Source organism: Streptomyces sp. E11-3, assembly GCF_046540415.1.
In the GTDB taxonomy this organism is placed as follows: domain Bacteria; phylum Actinomycetota; class Actinomycetes; order Streptomycetales; family Streptomycetaceae; genus Streptomyces.
In genome coordinates this window covers 100275-113226 of sequence record NZ_JAZGRL010000003.1, presented here as the reverse complement: position 1 = coordinate 113226, position 12952 = coordinate 100275, and the positions used below count along the sequence as shown (strand labels likewise).

13 protein-coding genes are annotated in these 12952 nt (G+C 70.9%); 5 read left to right on the top strand and 8 right to left on the bottom strand.

Features of this window, described 5'->3' with window-relative positions:
• Positions 1–281 precede the first annotated feature (281 nt).
• Both U9R90_RS30080 and U9R90_RS30075 read left to right on the top strand, forming a co-directional pair.
• Positions 282–692 (top strand): hypothetical protein, encoded by a 411-nt coding sequence (locus U9R90_RS30080; protein ID WP_411059955.1) that lies wholly within the window; start codon positions 282–284, stop codon positions 690–692.
• A gap of 105 nt (positions 693–797) precedes the next feature.
• On the top strand, positions 798–1556 hold the full coding sequence (locus tag U9R90_RS30075) for an NDP-sugar synthase (protein ID WP_411059954.1): 759 nt from the start codon (positions 798–800) through the stop codon (positions 1554–1556).
• Between the two features lie 88 nt (positions 1557–1644).
• Here U9R90_RS30075 and U9R90_RS30070 read toward each other — a convergent pair whose 3' ends face one another.
• From U9R90_RS30070 to U9R90_RS30045, 6 genes are all read right to left on the bottom strand, one after another.
• Positions 1645–3342, bottom strand: a complete 1698-nt coding sequence (locus U9R90_RS30070) for a DoxX family protein (protein ID WP_411059953.1) — start codon at positions 3340–3342, stop codon at positions 1645–1647.
• Positions 3343–3493: 151 nt separating this feature from the next.
• On the bottom strand, positions 3494–4441 hold the full coding sequence (gene rlmB / locus U9R90_RS30065; protein ID WP_411059951.1) for a 23S rRNA (guanosine(2251)-2'-O)-methyltransferase RlmB: 948 nt from the start codon (positions 4439–4441) through the stop codon (positions 3494–3496).
• An 82-nt stretch (positions 4442–4523) separates the two neighbouring features.
• Positions 4524–5921 carry a cysteine--tRNA ligase gene (gene cysS, locus U9R90_RS30060; protein ID WP_411059950.1) on the bottom strand — a complete coding sequence of 466 codons (1398 nt, stop codon included), beginning with the start codon at positions 5919–5921 and terminating at the stop codon, positions 4524–4526.
• A gap of 163 nt (positions 5922–6084) precedes the next feature.
• Positions 6085–6588 carry a 2-C-methyl-D-erythritol 2,4-cyclodiphosphate synthase gene (gene ispF / locus U9R90_RS30055; RefSeq protein WP_411059948.1) on the bottom strand — a complete coding sequence of 168 codons (504 nt, stop codon included), beginning with the start codon at positions 6586–6588 and terminating at the stop codon, positions 6085–6087.
• Positions 6578–7348 carry a 2-C-methyl-D-erythritol 4-phosphate cytidylyltransferase gene (gene ispD, locus U9R90_RS30050; RefSeq protein ID WP_411059947.1) on the bottom strand — a complete coding sequence of 257 codons (771 nt, stop codon included), beginning with the start codon at positions 7346–7348 and terminating at the stop codon, positions 6578–6580. The genes ispF and ispD overlap by 11 nt, the downstream gene beginning before the upstream one ends.
• Positions 7349–7666: 318 nt before the next feature.
• Positions 7667–8149, bottom strand: coding sequence for a CarD family transcriptional regulator (locus tag U9R90_RS30045; RefSeq protein WP_003953493.1), 483 nt, complete (start codon positions 8147–8149; stop codon positions 7667–7669).
• Positions 8150–8825: 676 nt separating this feature from the next.
• Between U9R90_RS30045 and U9R90_RS30040 the strand changes: the two genes are divergently transcribed.
• Positions 8826–9560 carry a DUF461 domain-containing protein gene (locus U9R90_RS30040; RefSeq protein ID WP_411059946.1) on the top strand — a complete coding sequence of 245 codons (735 nt, stop codon included), beginning with the start codon at positions 8826–8828 and terminating at the stop codon, positions 9558–9560.
• A gap of 96 nt (positions 9561–9656) precedes the next feature.
• On the opposite strand, the gene U9R90_RS30035 is transcribed toward U9R90_RS30040, so the two are convergent.
• Positions 9657–10337 carry a winged helix-turn-helix domain-containing protein gene (locus U9R90_RS30035; protein WP_411059945.1) on the bottom strand — a complete coding sequence of 227 codons (681 nt, stop codon included), beginning with the start codon at positions 10335–10337 and terminating at the stop codon, positions 9657–9659.
• Complete coding sequence (locus U9R90_RS30030; protein ID WP_411059944.1) at positions 10334–11641, bottom strand: sensor histidine kinase; 1308 nt, start codon at positions 11639–11641, stop codon at positions 10334–10336. The genes U9R90_RS30035 and U9R90_RS30030 overlap by 4 nt, the downstream gene beginning before the upstream one ends.
• Before the next feature lie 295 nt (positions 11642–11936).
• Here U9R90_RS30030 and phoU point away from each other — a divergent pair, with 295 nt between their 5' ends.
• Together phoU and U9R90_RS30020 are read left to right on the top strand one after the other, a co-directional pair.
• Positions 11937–12617, top strand: a complete 681-nt coding sequence (gene phoU, locus U9R90_RS30025; protein ID WP_411059943.1) for a phosphate signaling complex protein PhoU — start codon at positions 11937–11939, stop codon at positions 12615–12617.
• A gap of 110 nt (positions 12618–12727) precedes the next feature.
• Complete coding sequence (locus tag U9R90_RS30020) at positions 12728–12880, top strand: hypothetical protein (RefSeq protein WP_411059941.1); 153 nt, start codon at positions 12728–12730, stop codon at positions 12878–12880.
• The last annotated feature ends 72 nt before the right edge of the window (positions 12881–12952 follow it).

The window sequence follows — 12952 nt, the reverse complement described above, 5'->3', positions numbered from 1 at the left end:
GCGGCCCCGCACTTCGGTGCGGGGCCGCTGTCGTCGTCCACCCCCGATAAACCGAGAGTCGACAAATACCCCGGCACACCGGCCGTTTCGATTTCGTACGTCAACCCGTAATTCGAAAAACGGCGTCGAACCATCCCCCGACAGGGTGACTAAATGTCGCCAAATCATCACCGACCGCTACGCTCACTCGCGTACTGCTTCCCCGGCTCCCTTTCCCGGCCCGACGACACCGTCGGCCAGCGGCCGGGGGCCACCCGGAATCGACACCGCGAGGAACACCCTTGAACTCCACCGCCCGCCGTATCGGCCGCACCCTCGCTCTCGTACTCCCCGTTGTCCTGGTCCTGTCCGGAACGCTGGCGGTGACCCGAGTCGACTGGTCGGGCAACCCGCAGTCGACGCTCACCGCATCGTCCCAGGATGTCTCCTCGCGCGCCAAGTCCCGCGCCCCGCAGGATGTTCTGCGCGACCAGCTGCTCACCGAGCTGCAGGAGAAGGACCCGGGCGTCGCCCTCACCCACCTCCAGCAGGAAGTCGACCGCAGGCCGTCGCTCGCCGCGCACTGCGTCTCGCTCGCCCGTGCGCTGGGCCGCGCCGCCGTCCAGTACTACGGCCCCACCCGCGCCCAGTCCTTCGCCCGTCCGGTGTGCGACACCGCCTTCGCCTCCGGGGTAGCGGCCCAGCAGTCCTGAGCGGGCCTTCCCGTCAGGCGCTGAGGCCCAAGCTGAGACCCAGGCCGAGGCCCGCGCTGCGGCCCACACTGGGAGCCGCCGGGGCACGCCGCATAAGGTGCGGTCATGACCGGTGACTTCCCTGTACCCAACCACGCGGCAGCCGCCCCGCTGTCCCTCCCGACGCAGGCCGTCGTCCTGGCCGGGGGCCAGGGGTCGCGGCTGCGCCCGTACACCGACGACCGGCCCAAGCCGATGGTCGAGATCCCCGGCACGGGGACCCCGATCATCGGCCATCAGCTCTCCTGGCTCGCGGCGGAGGGTGTGACCGACGCGGTCGTCTCCTGCGGGCATCTCGCCGAGGTGCTCCAGAAGTGGCTGGAGACGGCGGACCTGCCGCTGCGGGTCACCACCGTCGTCGAGAAGGAGCCGCTGGGCCGTGGCGGCGGCCTCAAGTACGCCGCCGCCCACCTGCCGCACCCGGACCAGCCCTGGTACGCCACCAACGGCGACATCTGGACCCGCTTCTCGCTCCGCGACATGGCCTCCTTCCACGCCGAGCGGGACGCCACGGCGACCCTCGCGCTGGCCCGCCCGCGCATCCCGTGGGGCGCCGTCGAGACCGACGACTTCGGCCACATCACGGACTTCGTCGAGTCCCCGCCGACCTCGTACCAGATCAACGCGGGCGTCTACGTCTTCTCGCCCGCCTTCGCCTCGCTGCTGCCGGACCGCGGCGACCACGAGCGGACCACCTTCCCGCGCCTCGCCAGGGAGCGCCGACTGGCCGGGTATCCGCTGCCGCAGGGCGCGTACTGGCGGGCGATCGACACGGCCAAGGACCTGACGGAGGCCGCCAAGGAACTGGCCGCACAGGACCGTTGAGACGCCGCTGAACGGCCTGAAGGGGCCCGGCACACGCGATGTGTGCCGGGCCCCTTCGCGTACCGCTCAGCACGCCGTACGGGGCTCCTCAGCCGAGCAGGCCGCCCACCAGGCCCGGACGCCCGCCCGATGTCGCGCCACCGGACGCGCCGTCGTCGGGGCCGCCCGTACTGCCTCCGCCGCTGTCGGTGCCACCGCTGGTGGTGGGCCCGGCGCTGGTCGCCGGCGGCGGGGGCGCCTGCTGTTGCTGTTGTTGCTGCTGCGGCGACTCCTGGCCGACGGTGCCCTGGGTCTGGGCGGGCTGGGTCTGGGCGGGCTGCTCGGCGCCGGCCGTACTGGACTCGCGAGCCCGCTCCGGGGTCGCCGCCGAGGTCGAGGGGCTGGTGGTGTTGCCCCGCGTGGGCCCCTCCGAGGCGGTGGGACCCACGCTCTCACTGGTCCGCGCACCGGGCTCGCTGGGCAGCGGGGACCCAGGCTGTACGTTGCGCGGCGGCTCGCCGGGCCCGGGCACGATCACCCGGCCCGAGTCGCGTACGGCACTGCCGAGCAGCGCGCCGATGAGCAGCGTCAGACCGACCACGACGGTGCCGATCAGGAACCCGCGGCGCAGTACCCGACGGCGCAGCTCCCAGATCCCCACGCGCGGCCCGAGCCTGCGCCAGGCCTCGCTGGCCAGCCGCCCGTCGACCGAGTACACCGGCGCCCCGGCGATGATCAGCGGGCTCCAGGCGGCGAGGTAGATGATGTCCGGGGTGTCGTAGGCCGGGACGGCCTTCCAGCTGACGGTGACCAGGAGCGCGGCGGACAGCAGGGCGCCGACCGAGGCGGCGACCCGCTGCCAGAGGCCGAGCACCGTGAGCACGCCGACGATGACCTGGAGGAAGGCGATGGTCAGCCCGGCGCCGACCGGGTGCGACAGGGCGAAGTCCCGCATCGGCTCGGCGAGCGCCCAGGGCTGCAGCGAGCTCAGCCACTTGACCATGGAGCCGCGCTCGCCGCCGTCGAAGTAGACGGGGTCGCAGAGCTTGCCCATGCCGGCGTAGATGGAGATGAACCCGAGGAAGACGCGCAGCGGGAGCAGCACCACGCCCAGGTTCATCCGCCGCCCGGGGTAGTAGGCGTGCCGCACGGGGTCGGCCCCGTGCCTGCGCACGACCACGGGCTCGTCGTCCGCGTCGTCCTCGTAGCGGTCGAACTCGTCCTCGGGGTCCGGCCTGAAGAGCCCGTCGGCGTATCCGTCGCCCGCCTCCGGGACCACGGGCAGCATCCGGGTCTCGTCGCCGCTGGGGCCGCGCTGGCCGTAGACCTGTGGTGTCTCGACGGTCTGCGCGGCGTCGTCGTCGGCGTCGATGCGCGGGATGACCTGGGTGGCGTCCGCGTCGAAGACGTCGTCGAACGTGTCGCCGTGCCGCACCCCGGAACTCCGTACGGCCTGCAGCAGACCGGTCGCGGCGAGATCGCCCGGCTCGGACCTCCCGCTCCAGACGACCGGCGCGCGGCGCCGTCCGGCCGCGGCGGCGCCAGCGGCGGCTCCCCCGACGGCGCCCGCCGCGGCTCCGGCGGCGGCCACGGGAATCCGCGCCGTCTGCGCCTCGGCGCCCGCCATGGGCCGGGTGATGCGCGGGGACGGGGGCTGCGCGGCGGGGAGCTGCACGCGGAAGCTCGCGTGATTGACGATGACCTGCGCCGGGTCGCACGGAACCTTCACCATGCTCAGCGCGGGGCCGTCGTCGAATCCCGAGGGTCCCCCCGTGGGTGTGCGGGGCGTTCTGGTGTCCACACTCATCTAACCGAGTGATGTGTGTTTAGGACACTGCCTTGACCCGCCTGATCTGTCCGGGTCGCGTCAAGGTCACCGGGGGCCGTACGGGCTACGGGCGCTCTGCGCCGTACGGCTTACCGGCTCACTGCGCCGTTCGGCCCAGCGCCTGCGCCGGTCAGCTCCGGTGCCGGGCCGCCTCGTACAGCACGACGCCCGCCGCCACACCGGCGTTCAGGGACTCGGTTCCGCCCGGCATGGGGATGCGCACCAGGTAGTCGCAGGTCTCGCCGACCAGCCGGGACAGACCCTTGCCCTCGCTGCCGACCACGATCACCACGGGGCCGCGCAGCGCCTCGAGTTCACCGACCTCGTGCTCGCCGTCGGCGGCGAGGCCGACCACGGCGACGCCCGCCTTCTTGTACGCCTCCAGGGCGCGGGTGAGGTTGGTCGCCCGGGCCACCGGGGTACGCGCGGCGGCACCGGCCGAGGTCTTCCAGGCGCCCGCGGTCATACCGGCGGCGCGCCGCTCGGGCACCACCACGCCGTGGCCGCCGAACGCGGACACCGACCGCACCACGGCGCCCAGGTTCCGCGGGTCGGTCACCCCGTCCAGGGCCACGATCAGCGGGTCCTCGCCCTCGTCGAAGGCGGCGGCCGCGAGGTCCTCGGGGAAGGCGTACTCGTACGGCGGGACCTGCATGACCAGGCCCTGGTGGTTGAGCCCGTTGGTCATCCGGTCGAGCTCGGGGCGCGGCGCCTCCATGAGGTTGATGCCGCCGCGCTCGGCCACGAGCTGCAGCGCCTCGCGCACCCGCTCGTCGTTGTCGATGAACTGCTGCACATAGAGCGTGTTCGCCGGTACGCCCTCGCGCAGCGCCTCGACGACCGAGTTGCGGCCGACGACCAGCTCGGATGTGCCCTTGCCGCCGCGCCGGGCGACCGGGCGGCGGGCCGCGGCCTTCTTCGCCTGGGCGGTGGCCATACGGTTCTTCTTGTGCTTCTTGCGCATCTCGGCGGGCGGGGTCGGGCCCTTGCCCTCAAGGCCGCGGCGGCGCTTTCCGCCGCTGCCGACCTGCGCGCCCTTCTTGTTGGACGTACGGCGGCTGCTGCTGCTCCCGGCCATGACCTACCTGATTTCTGCGAATGTGCGTTACGTATGGAAAGTGTGCCGCCCTGCGGGCCGCGCGGCACATGGAGCCGGTGGCTCAGCGCGCTCCGAGGCTCCAGCGCGGTCCGTCCGGGCCGTCCTCGATGACCAGGCCCGACTGGTTCAGCTGGTCGCGGATGGCGTCGGCGGTGGCCCAGTCCTTGCGCTCCCTGGCCGCCTCACGCTGCTTCAGCACCAGGTGTACGAGGGTGTCCACGGCGCTGTGGAGGTCCTGGCCGCTCTCGGCCTCGCCGGCCCAGTGCGCGTCCAGCGGGTCGAGCCCGAGTACGCCGAGCATGGCGCGCACCTCGGCGAGGTGCTGGGCGGCCGCGTCCTTGTCATCGGCGGCGAGCGCGGAGTTTCCCTGGCGCACGGTGTTGTGCACCACGGCGAGCGCCTGCGGGACCCCGAGGTCGTCGTCCATGGCCTCGGCGAAGGCCGCCGGGACCTCGGCCGCAGGCTCGACGGCCCCGGCCTTCTCGACGACGCGCTGGACGAACCCCTCGATCCGCGCGAACGCTGACTCGGCCTCGCGCAGCGCCTCCTCGCTGTACTCGATCATCGAGCGGTAGTGCGGAGTGCCCAGGTAGTACCGGAGCACGATCGGGCGCCAGTTCTTGACCATCTCGCTGACCAGCACCGAGTTGCCCAGCGACTTGGACATCTTGTCGCCGGCCATGGTCACCCAGGCGTTGTGCACCCAGTACGAGGCGAAGTCGTCGCCGAAGGCCTTGGCCTGCGCGATTTCGTTCTCGTGGTGGGGGAAAACCAGGTCGAGGCCGCCGCCGTGGATGTCGAAGGCGGTTCCCAGGTACTTGTGGGCCATCGCCGAGCACTCCAGGTGCCAGCCGGGGCGCCCGCGGCCCCACGGGGTCTCCCAGCTGGGCTCGCCCGGCTTGGCCGCCTTCCACATGGCGAAGTCGCGCGGGTCGCGCTTGCCGGTCTCGCCCTCCCCCGAGGGCTGCAGCAGGTTGTCCAACTCCTGGTTGGACAGCTGCAGATAGCCCTCGAAGGAGCGCACGTCGAAGTAGACGTTCCCGTCGGCGGCGTAGGCGTGGCCGCGCTCGATCAGGCCGCGCATCATCTCGACCATCTCGGTGATGTGGCCCGTGGCGCGCGGCTCGTAGGTGGGCGGCAGGCAGCCGAGCGCGTCATAGCCCTCGTTGAAGGCGCGCTCGTTGTCGTACCCGATCGACCACCAGGGGCGGCCCTGCTCGGCCGACTTCGCGATGATCTTGTCGTCGATGTCGGTGACGTTCCGCACGAAGGTCACGTCGTAGCCGCGGTAGGCGAACCAACGGCGGAGAATGTCGAAGTTCAGCCCCGACCTGATGTGCCCGATGTGCGGGGCTGACTGCACCGTCGCGCCGCACAGGTAGATCGAGACGCAGCCCGGGACGAGCGGGGAGAAGTCACGGATCTGCCGGGCGCTGGTGTCGTACAGCCGAATAGTCACGCGACAAGGGTAGTGCGCTCGCGGCAGTGCCCTGTGCCGCCTGTGGATAACCCACGGCCGATCAGGGAAACAGAGCGCCCCTGCGGCGTGAGTTCACCCGATGGTGTGGGGCGCCCTGCGACGCGCGCGTACTGCCTGCCTACTTACCTGCCTGCTTACCTGCCTACCTACCGCGTACGACCAGCGCCGTGGCGATCGCCGCCAGGCCCTCCGCGCGCCCGGTGAGCCCCAGCCCGTCCGTGGTGGTCCCGGAGACGGAGACCGGCGCGCCCACGGCGGCGGAGAGCACCTTCTGCGCCTCGTCCCGCCGCTTGCCGACCTTGGGGCGTACGCCGATCACCTGGATGGCGACGTTGCCGATCTCGAACCCCTCGGCCCGTACGATCCGCGCGGCCTCGGTGAGCAGGGCGACCCCGGACGCTCCGGCCCACTCGGGCCTGCCGGTGCCGAAGTGCGCCCCCAGGTCGCCGATCCCGGCCGCCGAGAACAGCGCGTCGCAGGCGGCGTGCGCGGCGACGTCCCCGTCGGAGTGCCCGGCGAGGCCGTACCGCTCCCCCTCCCAGAGGAGGCCCGCACACCACAGTTCACGCCCTTCCTCGAAGGCGTGCACATCGGTGCCGATGCCGACCAGGGGCAGCATCTGGCTCCCTTGTGTGTCAGAAGCCATCGTTGGCCCTCCTGCGTGCGAGTACGGCCTCGGCGAGTACCAGGTCCAGCGGCCGGGTGACCTTGAAGGCCTCTTCGTGTCCCGGTACGACCACGACCTGGACCCCGAGCTGCTCGACCATGCCCGCGTCGTCGGTGGCGCCCTCGCCGTTCAGGGCGACCTGCTCATGGGCGCGGATCAGGGTCGCGAGGTCGAAGCCCTGCGGGGTCTGTACGGCCCGCAGCAGAGCACGCTCGGGCGTCGCCACGACCGGCTCCGGCGCCCCGGACTCCGTCGCGGGTTCGACCTGCTTGACGGTGTCCGCCAGCGGCAGCGCGGGGACCACGGCGGGGGCTCCCCCGCGTACCGCCTCGATCACCGCGTCCACCGTGTCGACGGGCACCAGTGGGCGGGCCGCGTCGTGCACCAGGACCTCGGTGATGCCGGGGGGCAGCGCGTCGAGGCCGGCCCGTACCGACTCCTGGCGGGTGTCGCCGCCGGGCACGACCACATAGTCGGTGGTCTCGGGCAGTGCGTGCTCGTCGAGGAGGTTCTTGACCTCGACGGCGCCGTCGGGCGGGGCCACGACGACCACCAGCGAGACGCCGCGCGAGGCGGCCATCGCCCGTACGGCGTGGATCAGCATGGGCAGGCCGCTCAGCGCGCGCAGCGCCTTGGGGGCGCCGGGGCCGAGCCGTACCCCGCGGCCCGCGGCGGGGATGACCGCGGCGGTCAGGTGCGGGGCGGTGGACTGCGGAGAAGCGTGCGATTCGTCTGACATCAGGTGCGCGTTCAGGTTTGTGTCCTCAGCCGACATGGGTATGGCCACAGCGTGCCGGGCGCGAGCCTTTCTGACCGGACCCTTCCGTGACAACCGGTCAAGCACCAGCCGTCCGGGCCCGGCACACCAGGCGCCCGGCTCACACCAGGCGAGAGTAAGCGGGGCAGGCCGCGCGGGGTAGGCCAGGGTAAGCGGATACAGACGTGCCGCAGTGCCCGGCAACACAGTCTCTGCGACAGAGCTGGCCAGCGGGCACCGCGGCATGTCTTTCGTACTATCCGGTTGCGTGTGGTCCGGATGCGTTCGCGTAGGCGGACGCTAGGACGCGAGAACCTCGTCGAGCAGGGCCTCGGCCTTGTCTTCGTTGGTGTTCTCCGCGAGGGCGAGCTCGCTCACCAGAATCTGGCGCGCCTTGGCGAGCATGCGCTTCTCACCCGCGGACAGTCCGCGCTCACGCTCACGACGCCACAGGTCACGCACCACTTCGGCGACCTTGATGACGTCGCCGGAGGCGAGCTTTTCGAGATTTGCCTTGTAGCGCCGGGACCAGTTGGTCGGTTCTTCGGCATACGGTGCACGCAGCACCTCGAAGACCCGGTCCAGCCCGTCCTGACCGACAACGTCGCGCACGCCGACGAACTCTGCATTGTCCGCTGGCACACGAACAGTCAAGTCGCCCTGGGCGACCTTGAGCACCAAGTAGGTCTTGTCCACGCCTTTGATCTGACGAGTTTCGATGGCCTCGATCAGCGCGGCCCCGTGATGGGGATAGACCACGGTGTCGCCAACCTTGAACGTCATGTGACAGGTACCCCTTCCGTGGCTATCCAGGGTAACACGAGAACGGCGTCTTCTGAATGGCGTTTTCGCAGGTCAGGGCATATCTCGGGGCTTGACAACAGCAACAGGAACGTGCTGCGGAGGCTTTGTGGAGGCGGGTATTCGCAGGTCGGAGCCGCTGTCCGGGGAAGCTGAAACGTGCCCGTTACCGGGCGGCGATGGGCCGTCTGGGCGGCCGAACGTCCCGGTTTGCACACTTCGACGCCCGTGGCTTCCGCTACTCCGTTCGGTGACAACAGAGGCGTACGAGACAGAGTGTGCGAGGCGGGTGTGGGGCGAATCCGGAATTGATCACGTGAGCCGGCGGAAGCACCCGCGATCATCCTTGATGATCAATTCCCCCGGCCGCCTCCGGACCGACCCGCATTCCTTACCCGAAACCCGAAAGCCTCCACATCCACCACCGTCCGCACGGATATGTGCCGCGCCTTCCCGGGGGACGCCCCCCGGACCCGCAGCCGGACAAACAGGCCAGCCGGGCTGGCTCGTATAGGCACGGCCGGACGGGCCTCCTGGTCACTGGGGGCGGGTCGGGTGCGGCGGCGCGCGGACGGCTCGGTAACCTGAGCCCGCTGAAAGACCTTTAGGGCGGCCTTACGGGCGGCCCTACCGTCCACGCTTAGGAGTTGCCGCCGCCGTGAGCCGCAGCCTTCGACGCGGCGCCATCGCCGCCACCGCCCTCGCGTTCTCGCTCGCCACTCTCACCGCGTGCGGTGCCGGAAACGACGCTCAGACGCTGGGTGTCCGCCCGGACAACGCCGCGACCTCGGTCGGTGACATCAAGATCCAGAACTCGACCCTGATCACCCAGCCCGAGCCCGGCGCCGAGGGCCCGGCCGTCGTGAACGCCACGCTCTTCAACGAGGGCGACAAGGACCAGACCCTCGACGCGATCAAGGTCAAGGGCATCGAAGAGGACGCCGAGCTCAAGCCCGCCGAGGGCTCCGGGCCGATCACCGTGCCGGCCGGCGGCTCCGTCGTCATCGGCGGCAAGGGCAACGCGTCCGCCGTACTGGCCGAGGGCAACGGCACGGCCGCCGAGGGCAACGCCCAGCCGATCACCTTCACCTTCAGCAAGACCGGCGACATCACGCTGAAGTCCGCGGTCGTCCCGGCGACGGGCTACTTCAGCGAGTGGGGCCCCGAGGCCCCGAAGGCGCCGAAGTCCCCCAAGCCGGACGCGTCCGCCACCACCGAGCCCGTCGAGGAGCCCGAGGACGGGGCCACGGACGCGGCCACGCCGGGCACAGACGGCACGGGAGAGGCCACTGGGGCTCCCGGCGCTGACGCCACGGACGAGGCCGCTGACGGGGCCGTGGGCGAGGCCACCGGCGGCGCCACCGACGGGGCCGACAGCGACGCCTCGCACTGAGCACACCGCGACTGACACGCGGACCGACACGTGAAGGGCCCCACCGCTTCCCGCGGTGGGGCCCTTCACGTGCCTCTACGTGGTGGCGCGTACGGCCTACGGCTCGAACTTGTACCCGAGCCCGCGCACCGTCACCAGGTAACGCGGCGCCCCCGGGTCCGGCTCGATCTTGGCCCGCAGCCGCTTCACATGGACGTCCAGGGTCTTGGTGTCGCCCACGTAGTCGGCGCCCCAGACCCGGTCGATCAGCTGCATCCGGGTGAGCACCCGGCCCGCGTTGCGCAGCAGCATCTCCAGCAGGTCGAACTCCTTCAGCGGCAGGTCGACCTTGCCGCCGGAGACGGTGACCACGTGCCGGTCGACGTCCATCCGAACCGGTCCCGCCTCCAGGGCCGCGGGAGTGACCTCCTCCGGCTCACCGCGGCGGCGCAGCACCGCGCGGATCCGGGCGACCAGCTCGCGGGACGAGAAGGGCTTGGTGACGTAGTCGTCGGCTCCTATCTCCAGGCCCACGACCTTGTCGATCTCGCTGTCCTTGGCGGTCACCATGATGACCGGCACATTGGAGATGCCGCGCAGCTGGCGGCAGACCTCCGTGCCGGGCAGCCCCGGCAGCATCAGGTCGAGCAGTACGAGGTCGGCGCCGTTGCGCTCGAACTCGTCGAGCCCGTCGGGGCCGGTGGCCGCGATGGCTACTTCGAAGCCCTCCTTGCGGAGCATGTACGACAGGGCGTCACTGAAGGATTCCTCGTCCTCAACGACGAGCACTCGGGTCACGGAAGGACCTCCGGGGCAGGAATGGGCGCGCGGGTCTCGCGAGCTTGTTCGTTCGTGGTGTCGTTGGTGGCTTCGTTGACGGCTTCGTCGCCGTCTTCGGGGCGGCCCTCTTCGTCGAGGCCCCCGGCTATGAGTGGCTTTCTGCGGTCGCGTACGGAGCCTGCTTCCGGCAGCCGCAGCGTAAAGGTGGAGCCCTGTCCCTCGGAGCTCCACACGGTTACTTCCCCACCGTGCGAGGCGGCTACGTGTTTCACGATCGCCAGGCCGAGGCCGGTACCTCCGGTGGCGCGGGAGCGCGCCGGGTCGACGCGGTAGAAGCGCTCGAAGATACGTTCCTTGTCCTTCTCCGAGATGCCGATGCCCTGGTCGGTGACCGCGATCTCGATCAGATCGCCGCCAGGGGCGTTGACCCGGCGCGCGGCTATCCCCACGCGCGTGCGGGCCGGGCTGTAGTTCACGGCGTTCTCGACGAGGTTGCCGAGGGCCGCGGCGAGCTGGCCCCGGTTGCCCCAGATGCGCAGGTCGCCGGTGCCTCCGGCGGCCATGGTGATCTCCTTCGTACCGGCCTGGTGGCGGCAGCGGTCGATCGCCTCGGCGACGAGTTCGTCGGTGCGTACGGCCTCGGCGTCCTCCAGGGGGTCGTCATTCTGCACGCGCGAGAGGTCGATCAGCTCCTGGACCAGGTTGGTCAGGCGGGTGGCCTCGATCTGCATACGGCCCGCGAAGCGCTCTACGGCCTCGGGGTCGTCCGAGGCGTCCATGACGGCCTCGGAGAGCAGCGAGAGCGCGCCGACGGGCGTCTTGAGCTCGTGGCTGACGTTGGCGACGAAGTCGCGGCGTACGGCTTCGATCCGGCGGGCCTCGGTGAGGTCCTCGACCAGCAGGAGGATCAGCCGTGAGCCCAGGGGTGCGACACGGGCGGAGACGGCGAGCGCCTCGCCGCGGCCGGTGCCGCGCCGGGGCAGGTCCAGTTCGACCTGGCGTATTTCGCCGTCCCTGCGGGTGTCACGGGCCATCTGGAGCATCGGCTCGACGGCCAGCTTCCCGCCGCGCACCAGACCCAGGGCGTACGCCGCCGAGCTCGCCTTGACCACGGCGTCGCCCTCGTCGAGTACGACCGCGGATGAGCGGAGTACCGAGAGCACGGTGTCGACGCCGGGCGGCAGGACGGCGTCGGTGTGCAGGGAGGTTCGGGTGGGGCGTCTCTGGTCGCGCTCGCTCCAGCGAAACGCCAGCATGGCGATGGCGCCGGTACACGCTCCGGCGATCGCTGCAGCTGCGGCGACCGCCGCGTTCACGTCCATGTCTCCAGGTTAGGCATGGGATAAGCCCCGGCCACAGCGATGCCCGTGTCATCTCGGACACTCGTCGCCGAGAGTTCACCATGGATATGCGGTTGGTTCATTTGGGTGGTGAGATCCACCCGGCAGGCCGCGAAGGGACGGAATTGCGGGGCGCATGGGAACCGTGGGCCGTCTCCCAGAGTTCACCTCGGAGACAGGGTCGATTCATACGGCGGGCCGTTATCGGTCGCGTTGCGGCTCGAACATGGGAGCGTGGGGGTCATAGCCCCGGCACGTATCAGGAAAGGGACCTTCCATGCGGGACGCGTACCACGAGGAACTGGATTCGATCGGCGAAGGGCTGGTCGAGATGGCCCGGCTGGTCGGGTCGGCGATCGGGCGCGCCACGACGGCCATGCTCGACGCGGATCTGAAGCTCGCCGAGAGCGTGATCGCCGGCGACCAGAAGGTCGACGATCTGCAGCACGACCTGGAGGCCAGGGCCATAGCCCTACTGGCCCGCCAGCAGCCCGTGGCGACCGATCTGCGCATCGTGGTCACCTCGCTGCGGATGAGCGCCGACCTGGAGCGCTCCGGCGACCTGGCCCAGCATGTCGCCAAGCTGGCCCGGCTGCGCTTCCCCGAGTCGGCCGTGCCCAACGACCTGCACGCCACCATCCTGGAGATGGGCCAGCTGGCGCAGCGCCTGATGGCGAAGTCGGCCGAGGTCATCATCACCAAGGACATCGACCTGGCGCTCCAGCTGGAGCAGGACGACGACGAGATGGACCTGCTGCACCGCACGCTCTTCCAGCACCTGATGGACGACCGCTGGAAGCACGGCATCGAGACGGCCGTCGACGTCACCCTGCTCGGCCGCTACTACGAGCGGTTCGCGGACCACGCGGTCTCGGTCGCCAAGCGGGTGGTCTACCTGGTGACGGGTGAGCACGCGGACGAGCTGCAGAGCGCGTCGGCCCCGGTCGAGGGCGCGTAACGGGCCACTCGGCCCGGGTTCTCCGCCGTCGAGCCTCCGTGCGCCGTTGATGCGCCGGGTTGGGCGGGCATGCAATGGGGGCAGCCAACAGTGCCTTCGAGGAGGGTCCCATGGCCGATACCCCCACGCCCGATGCCCACCAGGACGACCACTCGGTCGAAGTGGTCCACCTGCCCCTGCTCGGCGCCTGCGGCTGCGGCTCGGGCTGCGGCTGCGGCTGCCAGCAGGGGGCACCCTGCCAGTGCGGCGGCTGCTGCGGCTGAGCCTCGGCCCCGGCTGACATGACGTGGGGGGCCCCCCCCGCCCGGCGGGGGGCCCCCGGCCAGGGGTGTGGT